Consider the following 26,435-nt stretch of genomic DNA (forward strand, 5'->3'; position numbering starts at 1 on the left):
CTACGGATTCACCACTACAGATACGGCAAGCTGCTCCCAGTCGATATGCTCACGCAGCCGTTCGTTCACTTCATCCAGTGTAATCGATTCGTATTCCGGGAGGACGCCGAAGAAGTCTCCGCCGCGGAATTGATAACGGGTAAACTCATGGGCAATGCTCTCCGGAGAGTTCAGCATGCGTAAATGTCCGCCAATTTTCTTGTTGCGGGCCCGGATAAAATCGCGTTCAGAGAAGCCCGTCTCAAGAATGGCGTCAATCTCTTCCCTGATCCGTGTGAGCAGCAGATCGGGGTCTTTCGTATCGCCGCCGATCGCGGAGAAAGCGTACTGCGGCGAGCTGTTGAATTCATGTCCGAAGCTGTCAGAGATGAGCTCTTCATCGTACAGCTTCTGGTATAAGGCGGTACTGCTTCCCAGCAGAAGGTCAAGCATCAGCTTGGTAGTCAAATCGCGCCGCACCGCGGCTTTGCCTGTCAGCCCGGTCTCTTTTTCCTTAAAACCGAACAGACATTTAGGCATAGACACCGCCAGCTTGTTCTCCAGACGCTTCTGGCCAACTTTTTCCGGCTCCTGTTCAAAAATCCGTTCAATCTCGCCCTGCGGTTCGTAAGCTTTCCGGCTCTGATTGTCACGCACCAGTCTAAAGACGGCTTCCGGATCTACGCCTCCGACAATAAACAGCAGCATGTTGCTCGGATGGTAAAAAGCATTGTAGCAGGTATAGAGTGTTTCTTTGGTAATGGACGAGATGGATTCCACTGTGCCGGCGATATCGATCCGTACCGGATTTTTCTGATACATCGCTTCGATCAGCCCGAAATAGACACGCCAATCCGGGTTGTCGGCATACATGTTAATTTCCTGGCCGATGATGCCTTTTTCTTTCTCCACATTCTGGTCTGTAAAATAGGGCCGCTGCACAAAATCGACTAACGTTTCGATATTCGTTTCTATTTTTTCTGTGGCCGAGAACAGGTAAACCGTCTGCTCAAAGCTCGTAAAAGCGTTGGCCGATGCTCCGTTAGATGCAAAAGTGGCGAAAATGTCGCCTTCCGGCTCCTCGAACATTTTATGCTCCAAAAAGTGGGCGATGCCATCCGGCACCGATGTTTCCTCGCCTCCGGCTACACGGAAGTGATTATCCACCGAACCATATTTGGTCGCAAATGTGGCGTATGTTTTTCTGAAACCCGGCTTCGGAAGAACATATACCTTCAGCCCGTTATCCAATACTTCGTAATACAGCGTTTCCTGAAGCCTGTCATAATGGATCTGTTCCACAGCTACTCCTCCTTCTGTCCTGTCAGGAAATAGATCGTATCCAGCTGGACGGTTTCAGCGGCCCGTTTCACATCCTCAGCGCCGGAAGCTTCCACCTGGCTCATCAGTTCTTCCGCGGAACGGTCTTTGCCTGACAGCTGGCGGTTGAAGTCGAATGCAATCATTTCAAAGGCGGAGTCCTGGATTTCCAAAAGCAGGTTGCGTATCATCGCCTTGGTCTGATTCAGCTCCAGATCGCTGATATTTCCTTTTTTCACTTCATCAAGCTGCTTGCGTATGATGTCCACAGCTTTGCCGTAGTTCTCGATTTCGATGCCAGACTGAATCGTGGCAATTCCTTTATGCCCGTCATAACGGGAAGACGCATAGTAAGCCAAGCTCTCCTTCTCCCGGACATTTACGAACAGCTTGGAATGCGGGTAGCCGCCTAAAATGCCATTGTACATCAAAGCATGCGCATAGGCGTCGTCTCTGTAAGTAATGGAAGTCCGCAAACCCATGTTCAGCTTGCCTTGACCGACATCCATCCGTTCTTCCACTGTGCGGACGTCCGTAATGGTCTTGGGGGAGAATCGGGATTGATACTGGGAGGAAACTGTCCGGCCTCCAAAGCCAAAATGCCGCTCTACAAGCTGCTCAACTTCTTCAGGCGTCGTGTCGCCTACGACGTACAGATCGAGAATCGCTCCTTCAAGCCAAGAAAGATAGGACTGATGCAGCGAGTCTGGGGTAATAGCATCCAGATCCGCCCTTTGTCCGAGCGGATGGAGCCGATATGGCTCTTCCCGGCACATTTCCTCGATACAGCGTTCGGCCGCGTAACGGATTTTGTCATTGACGATAGACTCCAGCTTCTTGCGGACAGTCTCGCGCTCCGTTCCCACATAAGAAGCCCTGAAACTGCCCCCTTCCAGCACAGGCTGTGTAAGCACTTCTCCCAAGAAAGCGAAGGACTCGCCAAGCAGGCTCTCTTTGCTCTGCACAAATGAGTCATTGATCGTATCCATCCGGAACTGAATGATCTGGTAATCGCCGCGCTTATACACGTCGAATCCAAATCCCGCTCCATACAGCTCTTCCAGCCGTTCGCGGAACTGGGTTGTCTCCGGATAAGAAGCCGTGCCCCGGCGAAGAACGAACGGAATCAGCGCGGTGGGGGTCACGGTCTCTTCGGCTAAAGGAACGCCGGCATACAGCGATATCGCATAAGTCTTAAACGTCTTCGTCGGCAGCACATGAATCCGGATGCCTCCTACATTGCCATGCTGAAATACATGATTTGTCAAGTGGAAAACTCCTTTACAGCCTGGATAGATGCTTTTGTACCATATTTATGAAGTAATATTTATTCTAAACCATTCCAAAGTAAGGAAGCAACCGAAAGACAAGTCTTCCGATTGCTTCTGGGGTTTCTGATTACATACAGAAAATATGCTCGCCGATTGTCTTGACCTGCGGCCGTGTCCAGATCCATTTGGAGGTTGCGGTCTTTGGATTGAAGTAATACAGACAGCCTCCCGACGGGTCCCAGCCGTTGAGCGCCTGTTGAACCGCTTTGCGAGCCTGCTCATTGGGCGTCAAATAAATCTGTCCGTCGGCGACGGCGGTAAATGCTCCGGGCTGGAAAATAACGCCCGATGGCGTGTTCGGAAAACTCGGGGATTTTGTCCGGTTCAGAATGACCGCGGCAACGGCCACCTGCCCCTCAAACGGTTCCCCCCGCGATTCCCCGTATACGGCGTTCGCCATAATCTTCAAATCATTCTCGGACAATCCCATTGTATTTCCCGATGCCAATCCCGCCGCAGCCTTATTATTTGTTGGTTTCTTGGCTGTCTTCGTTCCGGAGGGCGGTTCGGTCGGACGCCAGTTCTTGGTCGCATTGTACAGCTTCAGCTTCGTCTTTGCTCCAACAACTCCGTCGGCCTTCATGCCAAATTTCCATTGAAACCATTTGACCGAGTTCAATGTTGTGCTGCCGAACTGGCTGTCTATTTTGCCCGAGAAATATCCAAGGTGCTTTAAGCGTCCCTGAAGCTCGTACACATCTTGCCCGGAGGCGCCGTATTTAATGGGGACAGTACTGAAAGCGGGCATCGCTTCATCATAGGCATAAGTCTCGGACGAAGAACTCGCAGCGGTCTGCGGAACTTTCGGCGATGTGTTCCCCCCGGAGAACCGTTCGACCAGCGGGGCTGATGCAAGCGTAAGGGCTAGTACGGCAATAATCCATAGCTTCTGATTCTTCATTTGGCTTCGCTCTACCTTTCTCTTGTAAGTTCTGCATGGATGGCTAACGTTATTATGACGACAGCGCAACAATCCTATGCACCGCAAGAATGAAAAGAAAGGAGGATGAAAAAAAGAAAAAGCGTTCCTTTTCCGCAGAAAAAGAACGCTTGGCTTATGCTGCTGCCACGCATAATCAGGAACTGATCCGGCTCTGCTGATACTGCTCCAGCGAGATCAGTACCTCCCGAGGCTTGCTGCCCTCGTATGGACCTATAACACCCCTGGCCTCCATTGAATCGATCAGTCTGGCGGCCCTGGTGTAACCGACGCGCATCCTGCGCTGCAGCAGCGATACCGAAGCCTGCTTGGCTTCAAGCACGATCTGCACCGCCTGCTCGTACAGCTCGTCCTGCGGCTCCCCGGTTTCCGCAGTCGCATCATCCACTTCCGGAACGATAGACTCGTCATACTCCGCTTCGCCTTGGCTGCTGACATAATGGACGATCGCCTCCACCTCGGCATCGCTCATGAAAGCCCCTTGAACCCGAACCGGCTTCGAAGAGCCCATCGGCATGAACAGCATATCCCCGCGGCCCAGCAGCTTCTCCGCACCCGCCATGTCCAGAATGGTACGCGAATCAACCTGCGAGGAGACGCCAAAGGCAATCCGCGAAGGGATATTAGCCTTGATAACACCGGTGATGACATCCACCGAAGGACGCTGGGTCGCAATGATCAGATGAATTCCGGCCGCCCGAGCCATCTGTGCCAGACGGCAAATGGCGTCTTCCACATCGTTCGCGGCAACCATCATCAAGTCGGCAAGCTCGTCCACAATTACGACGATATACGGCAGAACCGCCTCCGGGTTATCCTTCATCAGATGGTTGTAGCCTTCCACATTCCGCGTTCCGGATTTGGAGAACAGCTCATATCTTTTCTCCATTTCGACCACGATTTTCTTGAGCGCCAGGCTGGCGCGTTTCGGGTCGGTAACGACAGGAGCCATTAAATGGGGAATCCCGTTGTATACATTCAGTTCGACCATCTTTGGGTCGACCATGAGAAACTTAACTTCGTCCGGCTTGGCCTTGTACAGAATGCTGGTGATAATACCATTAATGCAGACCGATTTGCCAGAGCCGGTTGCACCAGCGACGAGCAGATGGGGCATTTTGGCAAGGTTGCCGATGATCGTCTGACCGGAAATATCCCTGCCGAAAGCAATGGTAAGCTTGGCTTCGGCTTCCTGGAAAATCTGGGTTTCCATCACTTCTCTCATGGTAACAAGAGAGACCTCCGGATTCGGCACCTCGATTCCGATTGCCGACTTGCCGGGAATCGGCGCCTCCATCCGGATATCTTTGGCAGCGAGCGCCAAAGCAATATCATCGGTCAGATTGACAATCCGGCTGACCTTCACGCCGATATCGGGCTGAATCTCGTACCTGGTAACCGCCGGACCCCGGACAACCTCCAGCACCTTAGCCCGGACGCCAAAGCTTTCCAGCGTCGCCTCAAGCTTGCGGGCCGTCTGCATATAATCATTCTGGTCGCCGGCTTTGCCGCCGTTGTTTGGCTTTGACAACAGCCGGAACGGCGGAAGTTTGTAAGGTTTAGGCGGAGGCGCCGGCTTGGGAGCCGGAGGTATGTCTCCTCCGGCCTCTCCTTCAGCGCCGGTGCTTGCCTCCGGAATAATGCCGGCCTCCCCGGAAACAGCGCCTTCCGCCGCTTCAGTGAGGCTCAGGGCATCGGCAGGCTTCGTACTGCTCCTCGCAGCCGGCGAGAACCCGCTCCATTCCTCACGGTCTTCGTCGCTCAAGCCTTCCTCACGGATATGCTCGAAGAAATCACGTATGATCGGAGTTACAGGTTCCTGTTCCTCGTTATCAAAATCATAATCATCATCCGCACCGGACCAATCCGATTGGGAAGGAATACCGGATATGATCGGAACATTCTTATGCTCAGCGTCCCAATCTTCCTCCTCAGACTCCGGCAAAGCTTCGCCTTCGGAGCGCGGAGTCTTCCGCCGCAGAAGTTTGTCGAAGAACTGCGGCGCTTTGCGGCTCGGAAGACCCGCTTCCAGCTCCTCCTCTTCCTCTTCTTCCGGTTCTTCCTGAACCTTCTTGGGTCGTCCCCGGCCCGATACCGGTACCGCCTGCGGGCGGTTTGCCGCTCTAAGCCGAATGCCTTCCGCAAGCTTGACCGCCCGGTTTCTCAGAATTCCGAACAGCTCGATGTAGGAAAGATTCGTAACCAGCATAAAGCTGATCGCCAGCATAACGACCATAAGCAGCTTCGCGCCGAGTGTCCCGAACAACCACAGGAGCACGGCGAATTCCAATCCGCCGAGATAGCCGCCGCTTATGTCTTTGCCCAGCATATATACGCCGCCGCCATTCGCGGATGCAGTCAGCGCTCCTGCCAGATCCTTCTGGGTCTGTGACATTACATTGCCCGGATGGAGCATGGACACCGGCCCAAGCTTCTGCTCCATGGCCGAGATGCTGCTCATCAGGCATAGCGAGAATACCAGCAGCAGGACACCGCTGTGCCGGCTGCTCCAATTCGAAGGCCATTTCCGGTAAATCATGACCATTAAACCGTAATACATGCCGACGAGCGGCAAAACAAAATAAAACCGGCCGAGAAGGTAAGCGGCCAAGCTTGATAATGATCGCCCCACAGCCGCTTCGCCGGATAAAGCTATAACCGAGAAGGTAATCAGAAGGATGCCATAAATCTCATATTTTAGAACGCTGCCCAGCAGCGCTTTCTTTTTTTTCCGTTTTCTCCGTTTAGCCACGCCAGCCACCCCCGAATCAGTATTATACCATATAATGGCGTGGCGTACCTATGTTCTGTTTTGTCGGAAAACGCTGGTCTTTCTTATCAGGAGCCGCCGGGCTCTCCGGACGCATATGAAATGATCTGTCCCGGCGCAAGGCCTGGCTCCAGATAGCGGTGCAGCGGGCATTGCAAAAGTCTTACAATTCTGGCCCTGCCCTCGTCCAGCGGCTCAACCTGCATGACAATTCCTTGTACAGTGACTTCACGGAACGGGGGCGAAGCCTTAATGGCCCCTTCCCACACCTGATCGGCGGATATTATGGAATACAGGATCATTGGGGCAACCCTCCCGTCTCCGCAGGGGCGCCTCTAAGGGCAATCAGTTCATTCAGTTTCGCCATCGCTATGCCGATCCCGCCTACTTCATCCATAAGTCCAAATGCAACGGCATCACTGCCGCCGACCGCCGTACCGATGTCCCTGTTGAGTTCACCTGTCTTAAACATCAGGTCCTTGAAGCATTCTACGGAAATCCGGGAATGGGACGTGACGAACCGGACGACGCGCTCCTGCATTTTCTCCATGTACTCAAAAGTCTGCGGAACGCCGATAACGAGGCCATTCATGCGGATAGGATGAATCGTCATTGTGGCGCTTTCGGCTATGATCGAATAGCTCGAAGATACCGCGATGGGAACCCCGATGCTGTGGCCTCCCCCAATAACGACCGTAACTGTCGGCTTGGACAGTGAAGCAATCATTTCCGCAATGGCTAGACCTGCTTCCACATCACCGCCCACCGTATTCAAAATGATAAGCACCCCCTTGACTGTCTTGCTCTGCTCAGCTGCGACCAACTGGGGGATAATATGTTCATATTTTGTCGTCTTATTATGCGGGGGCATGACAATATGTCCCTCGATCTGACCAATGATCGTAATGCAAAAAATCTCCGGTTCGGTGGGCGGAACCGCCACTTGACCGAATTCTTTCACCGTGCCGATCATGCCGCCGGCTTCCTGAGTTCCTTCACCCCCCGGCTCTTCTCTTCCCGGAGGCGTTGCCGGTTCCTCATTTCGGTAAGCTGTTTCGATAGGTTTATTGCCATCCATGCTCAGCGCTCCCTTATTTGCTTGCACTGAAGCTATTCAGCAAGCGTATGGTAATGAATCTCCCGTTAGTATGACTAATCGCACCCCGACATTATGCAGGCTTGTAAATGAACAGCATAAAGCCCCTCTCCACCGGAAACCGTCCAATATTTCCAGCGGGAGAGAGGCTTTATGATTTAGTATAAATTACACTTCCATGATGATCGGAAGGATCATTGGTCTGCGGCGGGTCTGTTCATACAGGAAGCGGCCAAGCGCGTCCTTGACGCTTGTCTTGAGCGAAGCCCACTCATTGACCTTCTCGCTCATCAGACGCTGCAGCGTGCTGGAAACAATCCGGTTCGCTTCGTCAAGCAAGCCTTCGGATTCGCGCACATACACGAAGCCGCGCGAAATAATGTCAGGCCCCGAAACAATTGCTCCATTCTGCTTGCTAAGCGTGACGACGACAACCAGAATACCGTCCTGCGACAGCAGCTTGCGGTCGCGCAGGACAATATTGCCTACATCGCCAACGCCAAGACCGTCAATCAGAACATTGCCGGAGGTAACCTTGCCGGCTTTGCGGGCCGAGCCGCCTTGGATCTCTACCACTTCACCAAGCTCGGTGATAAAGATGTTGTCCGGATCGACGCCCACGGACTTCGCAAGAAGTGCGTGTCTGCGCTGCATGCGGTACTCGCCGTGAATCGGAATGAAGAATTTCGGCTTCATCAGGTTAAGCATCAGCTTCAGTTCTTCCTGGCTGCCGTGACCCGACACGTGCACGCCGGAATTCGAGCCGCTGTAGATCACGTCTGCACCCAGACGGAACAGCTCGTCGATCGTACGGCCGATGTATTTCTCATTGCCGGGTACCGGTGTTGCCGCAATAATAACGGTGTCACCAGGCAGAATGTCCACTTTGCGGTGACTGGAACGCGCCATGCGCGTCAATGCCGACATCGGTTCGCCTTGGCTGCCCGTGCAGAGAACGACAACCCGATTGGCCGCCATCCGGTTCATTTCCTCCGGTTCGATCAGCATGCCGTCAGGCATGTGCAGATAGCCGAGCTCAGAAGCAATGGAGACAACGTTGACCATGCTCCGGCCGATGACGGTGATTTTGCGGCCTGTCTGTACTGCCGCGTCTACGACCTGCTGAATCCGGTGAACGTTGGATGCGAATGTTGCGACCACAACACGCTGTTCAGCTTTCCGGAAAATATCTTCCAGCACGATTCCGACATTTTTCTCCGAAGGGGTGAATCCCGGTTTCTCGGCGTTGGTGCTGTCGGAAAGAAGCGCGAGTACGCCCCGCTGTCCGATTTCAGCCATCCGGTGCAAGTCCGCGAATTGACCATTGACTGGGGTATGGTCAAACTTGAAGTCGCCCGTATGGACCACGTTGCCTTCCGGAGTCTCGATGCACACGCCGACAGAGTCGGGAATACTGTGGTTGGTTCTGAAGAAAGTAACGACCAGCGAGCTGCCCAGCTTGATCACCGAATCCTCATTGATCAGAATGCGTTTCGTTTCGCCAAGCAAATTCGCTTCCTTCAGCTTGTTCTCAACAAGCCCCAATGTCAGTTTCGTTCCGTAGACCGGAACATTCAAATGCTTAAGGACATACGGCAGACCTCCGATATGGTCTTCGTGGCCGTGCGTAAGCACAATGCCTTTTACCTTGTCACGATTCTCCGTCAAATAAGAAATATCAGGAATAACGATGTCAATACCGAGCATATCCTCTTCAGGGAACTTCAGTCCCGAGTCAACGACCACAATGTCGCCGCCGTATTGCACCACATACATATTCTTCCCGATTTCTCCCACTCCGCCGAGTGCGAAGATCATCAGTTTATCATTGTTATTTTTTTTGGACAAATGAATCTAACCCTCCTAATATGTTGGACGTCATATGTTATTTTAATCAAGAACTTCAATTATTTAGCGGTACTTAACACATTTAATAACGCAGAAATCTTGCCGATGTGAAGACAAAAGGGATATTAAGGCGTAAAAAAATAAACCTTAATTAAAGCTTCCCTGCGGGGCAGGAGCATACATTACGTTCGTTAGCGAACCTATGCCGGTAAACATTCGGCCGCGCCCCTTGCGCAAAGCACCTTTGCCGGACAAAACAGATCCAAGGATGGAAAAATATACCCTTTGAAACGAACAGACCTGCAGCGCCGCACATGACATAAGAGTTACCGCATATTTAATTTTAACCGCACCCAGTCACTTAACCACATTATACATGATATTTTTGTCAAAACACAAGTCGGGGGATTTAGTTAGCCGTATTCTTCCCGTAAAAGCGGAGCATTATTTCACTGCGCACAAAAATAACAATACAAAAACCGGTCCTCGTAAGCGAGAACCGGTTCATAAAAGATAAATACCAGGGCCCAATTTCTATTGTACCAGCTTTCTGATAAATTCCGCCTCCGCCTCATTCGGCGGGGTTAAAGGAAGACGGACCGAACCCACCTTGACTCCCCGAAGCTCAAGCGCATACTTGACGGCGGACGGACTCGGCAGCGGCTGCGGACATTCGAACAGTCCTTTAAAAATCGGAAATAGTTCCCGGTGAAGCTGCCCGGCGAGCTGTACGCTGCCCGAGAGATAAGCCGAGATCATTTCGGTCATTCTTACGCCCTCGATATGGCTTGCCACGCTGATAATTCCGTGACCTCCAACGGCCAATGCCGGCAGCGCCGAAGAGTCGTCTCCAGAGTACACATGAAAATCCTGCGGCGAGCCGGACACGATCAAGGCGACGTGGTCGAGGGACGCACATTCCTTCGTCGCGACGATGTTCGGAATTTGCGAAAGCCGAATCGTTGTATCCGCACTCATGCAGATTCCAGTCCGTCCAGGAACGTTATACGGAATGAGGGGCAACTGCGTCTCCGCCGCGATTGCCGCAAAATGGCGATAAAGACCTTCCTGGTTCGGCTTGTTGTAATAAGGAACGACCAGAAGCGCGCCGTCGACGCCGATTTTCTCCGCTTTTTGAGTCAGCTCGATCGTATGCTTGGTGTTATTTGAGCCAGTGCCCGCTATGACCTTGCAGCGCCCTGCGGCTTTCTCCAGAACAAAGGAAAACATCTGCAGCTTTTCTTCATCGCTCAGCGTAGGCGACTCGCCCGTTGTCCCGCAGACGACGAGCCCCTCCGACTTCTGTTCTTCAATCAGGTAGTCAACCAGGCTCGATACCGCGTCCCAGTCGATCTCCCCCTCCTTGTCAAAAGGAGTTACCATAGCTGTTATTAGTCTTCCGAAATCCACTAAGAATTCCTCCTGTTAACGGTGTAATTCAAACTTGTAATGCAACGCGCGCAGCGATTGCACCATATCTTCTTTCTTGACCAGCACCCAGATCGTCGTATTGGAATCAGCGGATTGCAGAATTTGAATGTTGTGATCGCTGAGCGCTTCCACGATGCGCGCCATGATCCCTGGAACGCCGTTGATGCCGCCACCGATAACGGATACCTTGACGCAGCCCGACAGGCTCTTCGGACGAAGTCCAATTTCCTGAAGCGTCGCGATCGCTTTTTCCGAATGATTATCAAAAACGGTGTATACGGCGCTGGTCGGCGTAACATTAATAAAATCAACGCTTATGCCGCTATCCGCCATGCTCTTGAATATTTGCAGCTGAACTCCGGTTCCGTTCCCTTCCGGGCAGTCCAAGGAGATCTGCGTGATGTTGCTGACATAGGCGATGCCGGTAACGAAACGGTCGACAATTCCCGGCTGGGACTCCTGAAAGCCTTCCGGATGCGTGACAAGAGTGCCTTCATTCTCCGAAAAGGTGGAGCGGACGCGGACCGGAATCTGCGCCTGCATAGCGATCTCCACAGCCCGGGGATGTATGACCTTGGCCCCCTGATAGGCCATATTGCAAATTTCGGTGTAGCTTACATAGGTCAGCGGCTTCGCATCTTCGACGATACGCGGATCGGCGGTCAGAATGCCATCGACATCCGTGTAAATATCGACCATTTCCGCACGCAGCGCGGCGCCGAGCGCCGTTGCCGATGTATCGCTTCCCCCACGGCCAAGCGTGGTAAAGTCCCCATCTTCCGTCTGGCCCTGAAAGCCGGTTACGATGACGACCTTCTGGGCGCGCAGCTCCCGCAAAATCCGTTCTGGACGAACATCGAGTATCCGCGCGTTTCCGTAGCCGTTATCCGTCAGGAAACCAGCTTGGGCTCCGGTAAGCACTGTCGAGGGAATCCCTTCTTTTTCCAGCAGGCTGCATAGTGTGGTCGCGGAAATGATCTCACCGCAGCACAGCAGTAAATCCCGTTCCCGCTGAGGGAGAGCATCGCCATTCTGGGAGACCCAGTCCAGCAGCGTATCCGTCGCATAAGGCTCGCCCTTGCGGCCCATTGCGGAGACTACGATGACAAGGCTGTATCCTTGCCCAAGCTCCCGTTTGACATGCCGGATCACATGATCCCTGGCCTGCTGGGTGGAAAGCGAGGTCCCGCCAAACTTCTGTACCAAAATGCCCATTAATAATTCCTCCATTAGTTAACGACAGGCTGCACTTATTCTCAGGATGAATCCCGAAAATCCCGGGACTTCGTCTCTAAATCTAAAGGAATAAACACGATTGTACCGCCCTCATAAGGAGGACGGCAGCGGTTAATCAATTATGTTGGAAGCCTCGTACATATCAGCAAGTTGTCGTTACCCTGCTAATATCTGTTGCTTATGCTGAATGAAACCGTTCGATGATCATCGGCTGCAGCTGGGAGCCATGAAGCGCCGCATAGCAGGCCTCTGGAATCAATTCCATGCGGGCCACCAATGAATTCGGCTTCTGCTCGGGATTATCCTGTCCGAATGGAACAAAATAAATATTTTTGGTTACCAAAAGTTTCGCAATATTCGCCGCGTTCAGACCGAGTCCGTCATTGGTTGATATGGCCAGAACAATCGGCCGTCCGTTGCGCATTTGGCATTTGGCCGCCATCAGCACCGGTCCGTCCGTCATGGCATTGGCCAATTTGCTAGTGGTATTTCCTGTGCAGGGTGCAATCGTGAGTACATCCAGCCTCTTGGATGGACCCAGCGGTTCCGCTTCAACAATTGTAGAAATGATATCATTCCCCGTTATATCTTTCAACTGTTTTAGCCAATTTTCCGATGTGCCGAACCTTGTGTCCGTTCCGAGCACCGAGGCCGATACAATAGGCACGACGTTCGCGCCTTCGTAGACAAAACGCTTAATTTGGGGCATCACCTCCGCAAAAGTGCAGTGGGAACCGGTGATTGCATAGCCTACCGTCTTACCGTGCCAGTTCATTATTAATCCCCCTTTGTCAACATCCGCTCCGAAATGGACTGGACTAGCGCGCCTGCCATAATCTGTCCCGCGCTTTTGGGTGCGACGATTCCCGGCAGACCCGGCGCGAGCAGTGCCTTAATGCCGCGTTTTTCCGCATAACGGAAATCCACTCCCCCGGGCGCGGAAGCGAGATCAATAATGCAGGTATGCCGGGGCACCCACGACAGCACTTTGGCGTTTAGAATGAGGCTCGGTATCGTATTAAAAATATAATCAACGTCCGTTACATGCTCCTCCAGCCGATCCGTCATAAATGGTTTCCAGCCCATGACCTCCGCCTTGGCAAAATGCTCCCGCTTTCTGACGCCTGCTGTGACTTTAGCGCCAAGTCCCTGAAGGCTTTTTGCCATTGTAAAGCCGGTTCTGCCTATTCCAAGCACCATCGCTTCAGAGCCGTGAATGGTAAAATCCGTATTCTGGATCGCCATGACGAGCGCACCTTCAGCAGTTGGAATCGAATTGTAGATTGCGACATCGTCACGTTCAAGCAGCTCCACCAGCTCCAGCCCCCCAAGAGCGCACAGCCGTCTCAAATATTCTTTCGCCATGCCCGTGTAAATGGTGCAGTGTTTAGGCAATGCCTCGATATGCTCCTTAAGCAGCGGCATCGGCTTCGAAGAGTACTTTGCGCTGATATGGCCTTCGTCGTCACAGCCGACGGTCGGCAGCACCAGAACGTCCGCGCCGCTCAATAGGTCGGCGGACATTGCCTCCAGGTTAACCCCGTCACAGGGGGTACTCCATTTATCAAAGCCGGCAACGCTTACCGCCGCATCCATCTCAACACATTTTCGAATCACTTCAATTTGTCTTGCGTCCCCGCCCAGGAACACGATCCTGACGCCAGTCAGCATAGGGATGACGCTCCTTTCAACATTACACTGTAAGGCCATAGAGCATCTTATGCGGGTAAACGCGGATGGGTGAAAGCCAATAAAAAGAGCCTGTGTTCAGCCGTAACGGCCCTCCCACAAGCTCTGCATTCATGAATTATAAACAAGTATAAATCTATTTGCCGGTATGGCCGAAGCCTCCCGCACCCCGCCCGGTATCGCTCAGTTCTTCCACTTCGACCATCGTTACGGATGGCACGGCCTGAAAGACCATTTGGGCGATCCGTTCATTCCGGGCGATTGTAAAAGGCTCCTGGCCCAGATTGATCAGCAGCACCTTGATCTCGCCCCGGTAATCGGCGTCAATCGTGCCTGGCGTGTTAAGGCAGGTGATGCCGTGCTTCAGCGCCAGTCCGCTGCGCGGACGAATCTGCGCTTCCAGTCCGTCCGGCATAGCGAGCGCGATTCCCGTCGGAACCAGCGCCCGCGCTCCGGGCTCAAGGGTCATTTCGCCGCTGACTGCGGCGAAGAGGTCGTAGCCCGAAGCCTGCTCCGACATTTGACGGGGAGGATTCACATCCTCATTGCCCGGAAGCTTTAAAATTTGTACGTAGTAAGACAAGATCATCTCTCCTAACATTGGCAATCGCTTTATCGGAAGACCCGACCATCGCAGCCGCAAGCGGCTCAGCGAACATCCGGTCAAGCACCTTATTTACATCATCCATCGTGACTTTCTGAATCTTGGCAATCATTTCGTCCAGCGTGATGTGCCGGCCAAGCATTAATTCATTCTTTCCAAGCCGGTTCATCCGGCTGCTTGTGCTTTCCAGGCTTAGGATCAAACTGCCTTTGAGCTGTTCCTTGCCCTTGCGGATCTCTTCTTCGTCCATTCCCTTTACGGCAAGCTCATACAGCATTTCTTTGGTCAGTTCCATGACGTCTTTGGTCTGCTTAGGAGCGATTCCGGCATAAACGGTGAAGAGGCCGCTGTCGGCTTGGGAACTATGATAAGAATATACCGAGTAGGCCAGTCCGCGCTTCTCGCGGATTTCCTGGAACAGTCTGGAGCTCATGCCGCCGCCGACAGCGTTATTAATTAGCACCATCGCATACTGCAACGGGTCGTCGTTAGCGCAGCCCGGCAGCGACAGGCAAATGTGGTTCTGCTCCGTTTTTTTGCGGCGGAACAATAAATCCCCGTGGAAATCCGGCGGGGTCAGCCGCTCTTGTGTTCCATGATTGGCAAACGTTCCGAAATACCGTTCCACCAGTTCGCCCACACTGTCGTCAAAATTGCCGGCAATGCTGATTACCGTATTCTCGATCGTATACTGCTTCTGCATATAGGCCCTTAGATCATCCGGCGTCATGGCCTCCAGCCGTTCCTTGAGTCCAAGAATGGAGTAAGCGAGCGGATGGCTGCCGTAGGCTGCCATGGACATCAGATCATGCACCAGATCGTCCGGCGTATCTTCGCACATGGAGATTTCCTCAAGAATGACGTTCTTTTCTTTTGCCAATTCCTCCGCATCCATCTGCGAACGGAAGAACATGTCGGCCAATACATCAACGGCGATCGGCAGATGCTCATCCAGCACTTTGGCGTAATAGCAGGTGTATTCCTTAGAGGTAAAGGCATTGACATTCCCGCCGATGGAATCGAACCGCTCTGCGATAGCCTTTGCGTCGAACCGGTCCGTACCTTTGAACAGCATATGTTCGATAAAATGGGAAATCCCGTTGTTTTCCGGCGTTTCGTTCCTGGAACCCGTCTTTACCCAAATTCCGAAGGAAACGGAGCGGCCTGTCGGGATTTTCTCCATGACTACTCGTAATCCGTTTGATAATACCATTTTTTCCACAGTAAAAAGTCCTCCTGCCATAGCCCTTCGTTCGCCTTTCCATTTAACCGGGCGCCTTATATCCTACCAGAAACGGCGGATTCACTCAACATCGCTTGGCAGCACCCGCTCCGGCGACAGCGTCTGGCTGACCGTTCCGAGCACCAGCCCCTTGGCCTTGATGCCGCGGATCATCCTACGCAGCGCTTTCGATGACGAAGAGGTGGGATGCATGAGCACGAGTGTGCCCGGCTCTGTATTCGCGGTAATTTTGGCGACTACCGATTCCGGCGAAGGATTGCGCCAATCAACCGTATCAACCGTCCACAGTACCGTCTTCAGCCCCAGCTCGCGGGCAATCTCCACAGTCTCCTGGTCAAAGTCGCCCGAAGGGGGAGCGAACCAGCGGTTATCCACTCCAAGGCTCGATTTCAGCAGCTTCTTGGTCTTGTCGATCTCCATTACCGCGCGCGCCCGGCTGAGAGTGCTCATATTAGGATGCGAATAGGCGTGATTCTCAAGCTCATGCCCGCGCTTTTGGATCTCCATAGCAAGCTCGCGGTTCTTGCTCAGCCAGCTTCCGTCCAGAAAAAACGTCGCCTTCACATGCTCCTCGTCCAATATGTTCAGCATAGGGACAATATATTCGTTCCCCCAAGCGACGTTAATCATCAGCGATACCATCGGCTTCGCGGGATTCCCCCGGTAGATCGGCTGAGCCCCGAGAGCATCCAGCGAGACAGCAGGGGCTGTCTGCTTGTAAACATATTTGATCGCTCCGCCTTTTGGAAGCAGCAGAGCTTCTTTGTATGTTGCGTCCACGTCAACACTCAGTCCGTTATAGCCGGGAATGGCTTTCCATACGCGATCCACTCTGGCGTCCACCGGCGGGGTGTCAACCTGCGCGGCTTTGGCTTCAATGCCGCTCCTCAGATCACTTCCCGCATCGGTATTAGGCTTCAGAACAGCCAGTCCACCGAAGGCGCGGAGCTGCCCCAGCATACTTTTTACCGGTCCTACGCTGCTGCCGATTCCGATCACTATAGCTATACAAGCCAGCACTACAGCCGCTTTTTCCAGTCTCATTACGACTTCCTCCTACGTGATTCGCCGTCATTCAATTTCGCTTAACGTACACCATCTGCTTATGCCAAAGGCTCGGCAGACGATGTACAACCCTCTGTCCCAGCCTATGAGACAAGAAGGGGCAATATGCCTTCAAGCGGCTTAAGAAGAACTGAGCACGCGGCAGAACGCGGTAGGGTCACGTAAGAGACTTCTGTAAGGACAAGATCTTCACTAATTTGAGCTGCAACTCAAAAAAGAGCCAGAATGTAAGCTTCTGCCTCTTTTCGTCCATTCAATCTAAATGAGAGTCATCGCTGCGCTTCTTTGATTAAAACCGTGGCAATTAAGCCTTGGCTTCTGCGGTCAGCACTGCCTTGCGCGACAGATTCACGCGGCCCTGCTGGTCGATTTCAGTCACTTTTACAGTGATGGTATCGCCGATGGCAACCACGTCTTCCACCTTGCCTACACGCTCCGTGGACAGCTGGGAAATATGCACCAGACCGTCTTTACCCGGCAGTATTTCTACAAAAGCGCCGAATTTCTCGATCCGCTTGACGGTGCCGACATAAATTTCGCCGACTTCAACCTCACGCACAATGCCTTCGATGATGGAACGCGCTTTTTGGTTCATCTCTTCATTCGAGGATGCGATGAACACGCGGCCGTCCTGCTCGATGTCGATTTTTACGCCGGTTTCTTCGATGATTTTGTTGATGATTTTGCCGCCTGCGCCGATAACATCGCGGATTTTGTCCGGATTAATCTGCAGGATGATAATTTTAGGCGCGTATTGGGAAAGGCTCTCTCTTGGTTTGGAGATAGCTTCCATCATTTTGCTAAGAATAAACATCCGGCCTTCTTTGGCCTGTTCAAGAGCTTCTTGCAGAATTTTGCGGTCGATCCCGTCGATCTTGATGTCCATCTGAATCGCGGTTACGCCTTCCGCCGTACCTGCCACTTTGAAGTCCATATCTCCGAGATGATCTTCCATACCTTGGATATCGGTCAAGATGGAGACATGCTCGCCGTCCTTGATCAGACCCATCGCTACGCCCGCAACCGGTGCTTTGATCGGTACGCCCGCATCCATCATCGCCAGTGTGCTTGCGCAAATACTCGCCTGGGAAGTCGATCCGTTGGATTCCAGCACCTCGGATACGAGGCGGATGGTGTACGGGAATTCGGTTTCGTTCGGAATAACCTTGGACAAGGCGCGTTCACCGAGTGCTCCATGACCGATTTCACGGCGTCCCGGCGCTCTCAGCGGACGGGCTTCCCCTACGCTGAACGGCGGGAAGTTATAATGATGCATGAAGCGTTTCGTTTCGGTTAAATCGATACCGTCGAGAATTTGCACATCGCCGAGGGCACCGAGGGTACACACGCTGAGCGCTTGCGTCTGGCCGCGGGTGAACAGTCCCGAACCATGCGTGCGCGGCAGCAGCGACGTATCGCACTCGATCGGACGAATCTCGCTTAGCTTCCGGCCGTCCGGACGAACTTTGTCATGGGTGATTAAACGTCTGACTTCTTCCTTAACGATATCATGCAGCACTTCCTTCACATCGCCAATCAGCTCAGGCGTTTCGATATACTTCTCCGTGAAATATTCCACCGTCTCGTTGTTGACCGCGTCGATCGCATCTTGACGGGCATGCTTCTCGGCAATCTTAACCGCCTCAACCAGCCGCTCCTGGGCGTATGCGCGAACCTCAGCGTTCACTTCGGCGTTTACGGCGTGCAGTTTCACGGTCATTTTTTCCTTGCCGGCAATCTGCACCAGCTCTTCGATCTTCGCTACGATGCCGCGGATTTCTTCATGTCCGAACATGATCGCTTCGAGCATGATTTCTTCCGGCACTTCATTCGCTTCCGCTTCCACCATCATAATGGCGTCTTTTGTTCCGGCCACCACCAGATAAATGTCGCTTACTTCCTGCTGGGCGATTGTCGGGTTGACGATAAATTGCCCGTCAATGCGTCCCACCACTACACCGCCGATTGGGCCGCTGAACGGCACATCGGAAATGCTCAGCGACGCCGACGTTCCGATCATTGCCGCGATTTCCGGCGAGCAGTCCTGATCGACGCTCATTACCAGATTCAGCACCTGTACGTCGTTACGGAAGCCTTCGGGGAACAGCGGACGAATCGGACGGTCCGTCAGGCGGCTGGACAGAATCGCTTTTTCGCTCGGTCTGCCTTCCCGCTTGATGAAGCCTCCCGGAATTTTGCCGACCGCGTACAAGCGCTCTTCATAGTTTACTGTCAGCGGAAAAAAATCCAAGTCCTTCGGTTCGCTTGAAGCCGTTACCGTACACAGCACCGACGTATCACCGTAACGGACCATAACAGCGGCGTTTGCCTGCTTGGCAAGCCGTCCCGTTTCCAGCACCAGGGTTCTGCCCCCGAGCTGCATTTCAACACGTTTTTCCATAAAGTCCCTCCTTGGATGACAGCAGACCCGCTCAACTTCGTGGGCAGGTTCATCTGAATTTTGTCAAAATTAAAACGCCGTATCCCTATAATAAGGCTTACGCACGTTCTCTATGCAATACAAGCAAAAACGGCTTGGCCTTTTTTTGAAATATAAGAATGTATAAGCTGAGCGCTTATCATTTTGTCTTATATTTCTACGAGAAACGGTACCGTCCCTAACAGGACGGCGAAGCCGCTTCTTCTTGAAAAAGGAGCCGTTTTTGACATTCATATTATCCTGCCAGTTGCCAAATTTTTCCCAAATTTTCAAAAAGCAACCCAGCTGTCCCGCTGACGCTTCTCGGAAGCACATACGGTAAACAACCAGGCTGCTTTAAGGGTAAACATATGGGTTATTAACGACGCAATCCCAGTTTCTCGATCAGTGCGCTGTAACGCTGCACGTCTTTGTTCTTCAAATACGCGAGCAGTTTACGGCGTTGACCTACCATCTTCAGCAATCCGCGGCGGGAATGATGATCCTTCTTGTGCGTACGCAAGTGGTCGGTCAGATTAACGATATTCTCCGTGAGGATAGCAATTTGCACCTCTGGAGATCCCGTATCGGATTCATGAGTTTTGTGCTCGTCGATCAGTTGATGCTTGCGTTCTTGAGTCAATGCCATCCTGTTCACCTCCTTCAATATAATCGCCATTGGCCTCGTCACCGTCGGTGACACTCGAATGACCAAGCCAAGGTTATGGATGCCAGAAATCTAGCAACGTTAATCAGTATAGCACTATACAAGGCAAAAGTAAACGTCACTTATGGAAAGTCACCGGCAGAAAAATTAGGGCGATAAATCACGATTCAAGCAGTATTCTCTCAGCTGTCTTCGCATCCTCGCGAATTTGCGAAATAAGCGATTCGACCGAATCGAATCTGCGCTCCGGCCGGATGAAGGCGACGAGGTCTACCCTCATTTCCTGTCCATACAAATCTCCGGCAAAATCCAGCAAATGGACCTCAAAACTCGGCCTGGTAACTCCTTCGTGAAAGGTCGGCTTCACGCCGACATTCATGACTCCCGGCAGGGTCTTTCCATTATGAATGGCCCGAACGGCGTAGACGCCTTTCGCGGGAATGACATACCGGTCTTCAAGCTCCAGATTCGCGGTCGGAAATCCAATGGTGCGCCCGCGTTTTTCGCCATGCGAGACCGTTCCCCGCAGATGGTAGCAGCGGCCGAACCAGGAGTTAGCCAGCTCCATATCGCCGATCTGAAGGCCTTTGCGGATACCGGAACTGCTTACCTTTACGCCATCCAGTAAAAAAGGCGGCACGGTCTCCACCTTCATGGAGCCGCCGCCAAGCCGCCGCAGCATTGCAGCATCGCCTTCACCCATGTAACCAAAGCGGAAGTCGAAACCGACAATCGCCGTAGTGATTCGCAGAGGCAGCAGCATGACGGACACAAAGTCCTCTGGACTCACCTGGGAGAGCTGTTCATTGAATTCGATGACGTAGAGAATATCAACGCCCATTTCTGCGAGCAGCTCCTGCTTGTCCCGGGGCGGCGTCAAATATCCATCATAATCGCCTTTACCCATAACATCTTTTGGATGAGGGTAGAATGTTATGACAGCCGCAGGCACTCCTTCTGTGCGAGCCAAGGCTACGGCGGAGGAGATTACACTGGCATGCCCGCGGTGCAGGCCATCGAATTGCCCCAGGGCGGCAATCTGAGGCTGTGCCCACTCCGCTGCCGCATGGGGCGGCAGCGGATAGGTTAACGTTACGGTTCTCACGCTGTTTCTCACCTGCACTTCACTTAATTAAGCTTATACTCTTAGATTTAAAAATACTATACTGGAATTATTGCCGCCGGCAATACGGCGCCCGGCCGTCAACCTTGAGCAAATACTTTCACAGGAGCGATCGAACCGGTCTCCTCGCGTTTGTAAATGCCAAGAAAACTGCCTTGAAGATCGTAAAGACGAATGGGGCCGTCCACTAGAACTTCAGGCGCCACAAACCGGGCGGCCAGCCGCTGGCCCTGTAGGGCGGCTGCTTTCTTCTCGTCCGCCACCTTATGGGCCGGCAGATGATGAATCGCCTCATCGGCAGGGATAAGAAACTCCTGAAGACTTCCATTCGCCATGCGCTCACCGATTTCCTCAAGTGTAAGGCAGCGATCAGCCCGGATTCCCGCCGACATCGTGCGCTCCAGCTTAACCATCACACCAGGCAGCGACAGCGCCTGGCCGATATCGACGCAGAGCGTGCGGATATACGTGCCTTTGGAACACAAGACGCGGAAGGTGATGTCCGGGAATCTCCCGTTCCAGACCATCTCCAACATCTCGATCTCGTAAATTTCAACCTCACGGCTTTTGCGCTCCACAGTCTTGCCCTCACGGGCCAGCTCATAAAGACGTTTGCCGCCCACCTTAACGGCAGAATACATGGGAGGCGTCTGAGAAATAATTCCCCGGAACGAATCCAGCGTACGTCTTACCTCATCTTCAGTTACCCTTATGTCATCCGCCGTTTCCGTCACGGTGCCGGTCAGGTCTTCCGTGTCGCTGGACATGCCAAGCCGCAGTGTGGCGATATATTCCTTAGGAAGCTCTTGAATGTACTCCACGACGCGCGTGGCCCGTCCGAGGCAAAGCGGCAGAACGCCGGTAACCTGAGGGTCCAGCGTGCCGGCGTGCCCAATTCTTTTCATCCCGAGTATACGCCGCGTCTTGGCTACAACGTCATGCGAGGTAAAGCCGGCCGGCTTGTACACAGCCAGAACGCCTTCAAGCTCACTCATAACAGCCGGTTGACCTCCTTAAGCACAAGTGAAATCGCTTGTTCCAGCGGCATGTCAACCCGGGCGCCGGCTGCACGGGTATGCCCTCCGCCGCCAAAAACTTGTGCCAGAGCAGCTACATCCACTTTGCCGGCGGAACGCAAGCTGACCTTAACCGATTGGTCGTTAATGACCTTGAACAGCATGCCGACCTCAACGCCCTGGATATTGCGGGGATAATTGACGATCCCCTCCAAATCCTCGTTGGCCGCTCCGCAGTCAATCATATCCTGAGGCGTAACATATACCCAAGCAATGTCGCCCTTAGGTGATAATTGCAGTCTGTTCAGCGCCTTGCTAAGAACTTTCACTTGAGGGAGAGTCATTTCCTCCAGCAGCGTTTCCGCAAGTTCCGGTCCATTTACTCCAAAAGATAGCAGCTCAGAGGAAGCTTCCATTACTTTGGGAGAAGTATTGGAATAACGGAAACCGCCCGTATCGGTTAAAAGGCCGGTATAAATAGCTGTCGCAATATCGGCATCCCATGTTATGTTAAATTCTTTCAGCAGATCAAATAATATCTCGGCCGTAGCCGCAGCGTCCGGCCTGATGAGTTGAATCGTGCCGTAGCCGTTATTAGTCGGATGATGATCGATGTTCACAATCGAAGCATTGGGTTCAAAATAGCGCTGTGTCTGCCCGACACGCTGAAAGTCGGCGCAGTCGACGCAAATGACATTGCTGAACGTGCGTTCCGGAGGATTTACCGACATATCGGCAATTTGCTCTGCCTTCCACAGGTATTTCATTCGGGTCGGGATCGGCCCTTCGTTCAGCATAGTGTATTTCTTGCCCAGACATGAGAGAAGCCAGCCCACCGCTAGGGTAGAGCTGACTGCATCTCCGTCCGGCTGAATATGCGACACTACAAGATAATCGTCATGGTCCAGCAGAAACTGATGTGTCTGCCGGAGACTTTGTTCATAGCTCTGCATTCGCCGTCTCCTTTGGTTATTCCTGGCTCTCGTCCTGCTTGCCGATTTCGCCAAGCAGCTTCTCGATCCGGCTGCCGTAGGCGACGGATTCGTCGAACTTGAAGATCAGTTCCGGCGTATGCCGAAGGCGGATCGCCTTGCCAAGCTCGGAACGCAGAAAGCCGTTCGCTTTCTCAATCGCCTTGAGCGAGGCGTTCTTCTGCTCATCGTCTCCGAATACGCTAAGGTACACCTTGGCCTGAGAAAGATCATTGGTAACATCGACGCCAGTAACGGTAACAAATCCGACCCGGGGGTCTTTAAGCTCGCCTTGAATCAGACGGCTGAGTTCTTTCTTGATTTGTTCGCCGACGCGTCCGGCTCTGATTTTGGACATGATTCATTCACCTCTTTAAGTTAGCGCTCCACGGTTTCCATGATAAACGCTTCGATGATGTCGCCTTCTTGGAGATCGGTATAGCGTTCCAAAGTAATGCCGCATTCATAACCCTGCGCTACTTCTTTGGCATCATCCTTAAAGCGTTTCAGAGAGTCGATCTTGCCTTCAAATACGACGATGCCGCTACGGATCAGGCGTGTCTCCGCATTGCGCGTGATTTTGCCGTCGGTAACCATACAGCCGGCAACAGCGCCCACTTTGCTGATTTTGAAGACGCTGCGCACTTCGGCATGACCGATAACGCTCTCCTTGAATATCGGATCAAGCATACCCTTCATCGCCTGCTCGATTTCCTCAATTACATTGTAGATAATATTGTGCAGACGCACATCGACCTTCTCCTGCTCAGCGGCAGCCTTCGTCTGGGCATCCGGACGAACGTTAAAGCCGATGACAATAGCGTTGGAAGCAGCAGCCAGCGTAATATCGGATTCCGTAATTGCACCCGCTCCGCTGTGGATAATCTTAACGCGCACGCCTTCCACTTCGATCTTGGCCAGGGAACCTTTAAGAGCTTCGACCGAACCTTGAACATCCGCTTTGATAATGACGTTGAGGTCTTTGATCTCGCCGTCTTTAATATGCTTGAACAGATCGTCCAGTGTAACGCGGCTGTTCGTATTGAGCTCCGATTGACGCTGAGTAGTCGCCCGTATATCGGCAATGTGGCGCGCTTTCCGTTCGTCTTCGAACACCATGAACGGATCGCCCGCCTGCGGAACTTCCGTCAGACCGGTAATTTCAATCGGCGTGGAAGGTCCAGCTTCCTTCAGACGGCGTCCCTTGTCGCTCACCATTACCCGTACACGTCCGAAGCAGTTGCCCGCTACGAAGGCGTCGCCCACTTTCAGCGTTCCGTTCTGAACGAGAATGCGAGCTACCGGACCGCGGCTCTTATCCAATTCGGCTTCGATTACGGTACCGCGAGCCCGTTTATCCGGGTTCGCCTTATATTCATTGACTTCGGCAACGAGCAGAATCATCTCAAGCAGATCCTCAAGACCGATGCGCTGTTTAGCCGACACATTAACGAAAATGGTATCGCCGCCCCACTCTTCGGGAACAAGCTCGTAATTAGTAAGCTCCTGCTTCACTCTGTCCGGATCCGCGCCCGGCTTGTCAATTTTGTTGACAGCCACGATGATCGGCAGTCCCGCAGCTTTAGCGTGGTTGATTGCTTCAACGGTCTGCGGCATAACGCCGTCGTCAGCCGCTACGACGATAATCGTAATATCGGTAACCTGTGCTCCGCGGGCGCGCATCGCAGTGAACGCTTCGTGGCCCGGGGTATCAAGGAACGTAATTTTCTTATGGTTGATTTCGACCTGATAAGCGCCGATATGCTGCGTAATTCCGCCGGCTTCGCCGCCGGTTACATTCGTGGAACGAATGGCGTCGAGCAGAGTAGTTTTGCCGTGGTCGACGTGACCCATGATAGTCACGACCGGAGGACGTGCCTGCAGATCTTCGGGAGCGTCGTTCTCTTCCACGGTTTCGAAACGGTCTTCCTCTACCGGTATCTTCACTTCGACTTCAACGCCGAATTCACCGGCAAGCAGTTGAATTGTCTCGATATCCAGTTCCTGGTTGATCGTTGCCATAACGCCCATCAGAATCAGCTTCTTGATGACTTCTGAAGCGTCCTTATGCAGCAGCTTTGCCGTTTCGCCGACTGTCATATTGCCGCGTACGATAATTTTCTTCGGCGTATTGTCGATTTTCTCCCGGCGCTCCATCGGCTGCTGGTTTCTGCCGCCGCGCTGATTTTTGCCGCCGCGTCCGTTATTCCGGTAATTACCGCCTCTACCGTCATCGAACCGCTTCTGGTTGCTTCCTGGCCGGTTTTTGGAATTGCGGTCTCCGCCGCGGGAGAAATCGCCGCCTTGGCCTTGCGGACGGCTATCGCCTTGACGAGAAGCGCCGCCTTGGCCCTGCGGACGGTTGCCGCCGCCAAATCCGCCCTGACGCTGGCCTCCACCGCCTTGGCCTTGCGGACGGGAATCACCTTGACGGGGTGCGCCGCCTTGCCCTTGCGGACGGGGTGCGCCGCCTTGGCCCTGCGGACGGGGTGCGCCGCCTTGGCCTTGCGGACGGGATGCGCCGCCTTGGCCCTGCGGACGGGATGCGCCGCCTTGGCCCTGCGGACGGGAAGCGCCGCCTTGGCCCTGCGGACGGGATTCGCCTTGACGGGGAGCGCCGCCTTGGCCCTGCGGGCGTCCTCCTTGGCGAGATGCTCCGCCTTGCCCTTGCGGGCGCGGTCCGGAGCCGGTCTGGTTTCTGCGGGAATCCTGCCCGCTTTGGGGTCTTGACGACATTGTCGATGAGTTATTGTGTGGTTTGTTCATACCTACCTGCTTTTCTATTTGATTTTTGTCAACACTTTTTGCTTCGACTGTAGCCGTTGCTGAAGAAGCGGAGCGGCTGGCTCCTCCGCTCTCCCGTTTGGCTGCAGCATTCGACTTAATATCCTTAAAGAACTGTTCCACCTTTGACACGGCGTCATTTTCCATAACGCTCATGTGGTTGTTCACCGGAACGTTCAGACGTTTCAAAATGGTGATAATCTCTTTGCTGCTCATGTTAAGCGATTTGGCGTACTCGTAAACCCGCAGTTTGTCTTTGCTGTCTTGTTTAGTCAATGATTCCACCTCCGACTTTATCTCCGAGCTGCTTGGAGATCATTTCCGCGAATCCCTTGTCCGTGACAGCCAACACGACGCGACTGTCCTTGCCGATAGAAGCACCTAAGATGTCGCGGCTGAATCCGATCACCAGCGGAATATTGTATGTTCCGCATTTGTCGCGGAATTTCTTCTGCGTATTATCCGAAGCGTCTCCCGCCAAGAGAACCAGCTTCGCCTGCGCCGAACGGACCGCTTTCAGCACAATCTCTTCGCCGGTGACAATTTTCCCCGCGCGCATGGCGAGCCCTAAATTAGAGAGCGCCTTACTCATCTTCCGCAGCTTCCTTAGCCGCAAGGAACTGCTCCTCCACGGACACGAAATCCCTGGCGAGCTGTTCGTATATTTCCGGGCTAACCGGAACCTTGAGCGCACGGTCCAGCGCCTTGGTCTTTTGAGCCAGCTTGAAGCATTCGAGCTTGCCGCAAATATACGCTCCCCGGCCCGATTTCTTCCCGGTAAGATCGATCATGACTTCGCCACTTGGCGTTCTCACGATACGGATGAGTTCTTTCTTCGGCATCATTTCCTGACTGGCGACGCATTTGCGCAGCGGCACTTTTTTCTGTTTCATCGTAAGCCAC

Annotated in this window: 22 protein-coding genes and 1 pseudogene; all 23 read right to left on the bottom strand. The window is 53.1% G+C overall.

Annotated elements, in window-relative coordinates:
- The gene (gene yfmH / locus PDUR_RS15600; RefSeq protein WP_042207073.1) at positions 1 to 1,281 is read right to left on the bottom strand and encodes an EF-P 5-aminopentanol modification-associated protein YfmH; all 1,281 of its coding nucleotides are present in this window, start codon (positions 1,279 to 1,281) and stop codon (positions 1 to 3) included.
- 2 nt (positions 1,282 to 1,283) lie between these two features.
- Complete coding sequence (gene yfmF / locus PDUR_RS15605; protein ID WP_042207074.1) at positions 1,284 to 2,567, bottom strand: EF-P 5-aminopentanol modification-associated protein YfmF; 1,284 nt, start codon at positions 2,565 to 2,567, stop codon at positions 1,284 to 1,286.
- Between the two features lie 130 nt (positions 2,568 to 2,697).
- Complete coding sequence (sleB, locus tag PDUR_RS15610; RefSeq protein ID WP_042207075.1) at positions 2,698 to 3,531, bottom strand: spore cortex-lytic enzyme; 834 nt, start codon at positions 3,529 to 3,531, stop codon at positions 2,698 to 2,700.
- A 175-nt stretch (positions 3,532 to 3,706) separates the two neighbouring features.
- On the bottom strand, positions 3,707 to 6,322 hold the full coding sequence (locus tag PDUR_RS15615) for an FtsK/SpoIIIE family DNA translocase (RefSeq protein ID WP_042207076.1): 2,616 nt from the start codon (positions 6,320 to 6,322) through the stop codon (positions 3,707 to 3,709).
- Between the two features lie 86 nt (positions 6,323 to 6,408).
- Entirely contained in the window at positions 6,409 to 6,642 is a 234-nt protein-coding gene (locus PDUR_RS15620) for a YlzJ-like family protein (protein ID WP_042207077.1), read from the bottom strand.
- Positions 6,639 to 7,418, bottom strand: a complete 780-nt coding sequence (locus PDUR_RS15625; RefSeq protein ID WP_081949550.1) for a ClpP family protease — start codon at positions 7,416 to 7,418, stop codon at positions 6,639 to 6,641. Before PDUR_RS15625 ends, PDUR_RS15620 begins: the two co-directional genes overlap by 4 nt.
- A gap of 186 nt (positions 7,419 to 7,604) precedes the next feature.
- Positions 7,605 to 9,284, bottom strand: a complete 1,680-nt coding sequence (locus PDUR_RS15630) for a ribonuclease J (protein ID WP_042207078.1) — start codon at positions 9,282 to 9,284, stop codon at positions 7,605 to 7,607.
- A 534-nt stretch (positions 9,285 to 9,818) separates the two neighbouring features.
- The gene (gene dapA, locus PDUR_RS15635; protein WP_042207079.1) at positions 9,819 to 10,694 is read right to left on the bottom strand and encodes a 4-hydroxy-tetrahydrodipicolinate synthase; all 876 of its coding nucleotides are present in this window, start codon (positions 10,692 to 10,694) and stop codon (positions 9,819 to 9,821) included.
- Positions 10,695 to 10,709: 15 nt separating this feature from the next.
- Complete coding sequence (gene dapG / locus PDUR_RS15640; protein ID WP_042207080.1) at positions 10,710 to 11,930, bottom strand: aspartate kinase; 1,221 nt, start codon at positions 11,928 to 11,930, stop codon at positions 10,710 to 10,712.
- A gap of 199 nt (positions 11,931 to 12,129) precedes the next feature.
- Positions 12,130 to 12,726, bottom strand: a complete 597-nt coding sequence (locus tag PDUR_RS15645; RefSeq protein WP_042207081.1) for a dipicolinate synthase subunit B — start codon at positions 12,724 to 12,726, stop codon at positions 12,130 to 12,132.
- A gap of 2 nt (positions 12,727 to 12,728) precedes the next feature.
- Positions 12,729 to 13,622: a dipicolinate synthase subunit DpsA gene (gene dpsA / locus PDUR_RS15650; RefSeq protein ID WP_042207082.1), complete on the bottom strand. Its 894-nt coding sequence runs from the start codon at positions 13,620 to 13,622 to the stop codon at positions 12,729 to 12,731.
- A gap of 154 nt (positions 13,623 to 13,776) precedes the next feature.
- Positions 13,777 to 14,223 carry a dUTP diphosphatase gene (dut, locus tag PDUR_RS15655; RefSeq protein WP_179945162.1) on the bottom strand — a complete coding sequence of 149 codons (447 nt, stop codon included), beginning with the start codon at positions 14,221 to 14,223 and terminating at the stop codon, positions 13,777 to 13,779.
- Positions 14,183 to 15,466, bottom strand: a complete 1,284-nt coding sequence (locus tag PDUR_RS15660) for a M16 family metallopeptidase (protein ID WP_042207084.1) — start codon at positions 15,464 to 15,466, stop codon at positions 14,183 to 14,185. Before PDUR_RS15660 ends, dut begins: the two co-directional genes overlap by 41 nt.
- Positions 15,467 to 15,547: 81 nt before the next feature.
- Positions 15,548 to 16,531, bottom strand: coding sequence for a polysaccharide deacetylase family protein (locus PDUR_RS15665; protein WP_042207085.1), 984 nt, complete (start codon positions 16,529 to 16,531; stop codon positions 15,548 to 15,550).
- Positions 16,532 to 16,856: 325 nt separating this feature from the next.
- On the bottom strand, positions 16,857 to 18,953 hold the full coding sequence (pnp, locus tag PDUR_RS15670; protein ID WP_042207086.1) for a polyribonucleotide nucleotidyltransferase: 2,097 nt from the start codon (positions 18,951 to 18,953) through the stop codon (positions 16,857 to 16,859).
- A 397-nt stretch (positions 18,954 to 19,350) separates the two neighbouring features.
- Positions 19,351 to 19,620 carry a 30S ribosomal protein S15 gene (gene rpsO / locus PDUR_RS15675; RefSeq protein ID WP_025690244.1) on the bottom strand — a complete coding sequence of 90 codons (270 nt, stop codon included), beginning with the start codon at positions 19,618 to 19,620 and terminating at the stop codon, positions 19,351 to 19,353.
- A 178-nt stretch (positions 19,621 to 19,798) separates the two neighbouring features.
- Positions 19,799 to 20,743 carry a bifunctional riboflavin kinase/FAD synthetase gene (locus PDUR_RS15680; RefSeq protein ID WP_042207087.1) on the bottom strand — a complete coding sequence of 315 codons (945 nt, stop codon included), beginning with the start codon at positions 20,741 to 20,743 and terminating at the stop codon, positions 19,799 to 19,801.
- A 98-nt stretch (positions 20,744 to 20,841) separates the two neighbouring features.
- Positions 20,842 to 21,756 carry a tRNA pseudouridine(55) synthase TruB gene (gene truB / locus PDUR_RS15685; protein WP_042207088.1) on the bottom strand — a complete coding sequence of 305 codons (915 nt, stop codon included), beginning with the start codon at positions 21,754 to 21,756 and terminating at the stop codon, positions 20,842 to 20,844.
- Positions 21,753 to 22,730 (bottom strand): DHH family phosphoesterase, encoded by a 978-nt coding sequence (locus tag PDUR_RS15690; RefSeq protein ID WP_042207089.1) that lies wholly within the window; start codon positions 22,728 to 22,730, stop codon positions 21,753 to 21,755. Before PDUR_RS15690 ends, truB begins: the two co-directional genes overlap by 4 nt.
- A gap of 16 nt (positions 22,731 to 22,746) precedes the next feature.
- On the bottom strand, positions 22,747 to 23,106 hold the full coding sequence (rbfA, locus tag PDUR_RS15695; protein ID WP_025335322.1) for a 30S ribosome-binding factor RbfA: 360 nt from the start codon (positions 23,104 to 23,106) through the stop codon (positions 22,747 to 22,749).
- Positions 23,107 to 23,126: 20 nt separating this feature from the next.
- Entirely contained in the window at positions 23,127 to 25,808 is a 2,682-nt protein-coding gene (gene infB / locus PDUR_RS15700) for a translation initiation factor IF-2 (RefSeq protein ID WP_042207090.1), read from the bottom strand.
- Positions 25,803 to 26,124 (bottom strand): annotated as a pseudogene (locus tag PDUR_RS15705) (YlxQ family RNA-binding protein); the annotation flags it as partial. The gene infB and the pseudogene PDUR_RS15705, both read right to left, overlap by 6 nt.
- Positions 26,117 to 26,425, bottom strand: coding sequence for an RNase P modulator RnpM (gene rnpM / locus PDUR_RS15710; protein ID WP_025691720.1), 309 nt, complete (start codon positions 26,423 to 26,425; stop codon positions 26,117 to 26,119). The gene rnpM and the pseudogene PDUR_RS15705, both read right to left, overlap by 8 nt.
- Positions 26,426 to 26,435: the final 10 nt, after the last annotated feature.

The organism is Paenibacillus durus (assembly GCF_000756615.1).
In the GTDB taxonomy this organism is placed as follows: domain Bacteria; phylum Bacillota; class Bacilli; order Paenibacillales; family Paenibacillaceae; genus Paenibacillus_AQ; species Paenibacillus_AQ durus.

Bases quoted from the DNA above. Each gene is read 5' to 3' on its own strand.
- PDUR_RS15625 (WP_081949550.1), bottom strand. From the start codon at position 7,418: ATGGATGGCAATAAACCTATCGAAACAGCTTACCGAAATGAGGAACCG.
- PDUR_RS15620 (WP_042207077.1), bottom strand. From the start codon at position 6,642: ATGATCCTGTATTCCATAATATCCGCCGATCAGGTGTGGGAAGGGGCC.
- rnpM (WP_025691720.1), bottom strand. From the start codon at position 26,425: ATGAAACAGAAAAAAGTGCCGCTGCGCAAATGCGTCGCCAGTCAGGAA.
- PDUR_RS15665 (WP_042207085.1), bottom strand. From the start codon at position 16,531: ATGAGACTGGAAAAAGCGGCTGTAGTGCTGGCTTGTATAGCTATAGTG.
- rbfA (WP_025335322.1), bottom strand. From the start codon at position 23,106: ATGTCCAAAATCAGAGCCGGACGCGTCGGCGAACAAATCAAGAAAGAA.
- rpsO (WP_025690244.1), bottom strand. From the start codon at position 19,620: ATGGCATTGACTCAAGAACGCAAGCATCAACTGATCGACGAGCACAAA.
- dapG (WP_042207080.1), bottom strand. From the start codon at position 11,930: ATGGGCATTTTGGTACAGAAGTTTGGCGGGACCTCGCTTTCCACCCAG.
- PDUR_RS15690 (WP_042207089.1), bottom strand. From the start codon at position 22,730: ATGCAGAGCTATGAACAAAGTCTCCGGCAGACACATCAGTTTCTGCTG.
- sleB (WP_042207075.1), bottom strand. From the start codon at position 3,531: ATGAAGAATCAGAAGCTATGGATTATTGCCGTACTAGCCCTTACGCTT.
- truB (WP_042207088.1), bottom strand. From the start codon at position 21,756: ATGAGTGAGCTTGAAGGCGTTCTGGCTGTGTACAAGCCGGCCGGCTTT.
- PDUR_RS15645 (WP_042207081.1), bottom strand. From the start codon at position 12,726: ATGAACTGGCACGGTAAGACGGTAGGCTATGCAATCACCGGTTCCCAC.
- dpsA (WP_042207082.1), bottom strand. From the start codon at position 13,622: ATGCTGACTGGCGTCAGGATCGTGTTCCTGGGCGGGGACGCAAGACAA.
- pnp (WP_042207086.1), bottom strand. From the start codon at position 18,953: ATGGAAAAACGTGTTGAAATGCAGCTCGGGGGCAGAACCCTGGTGCTG.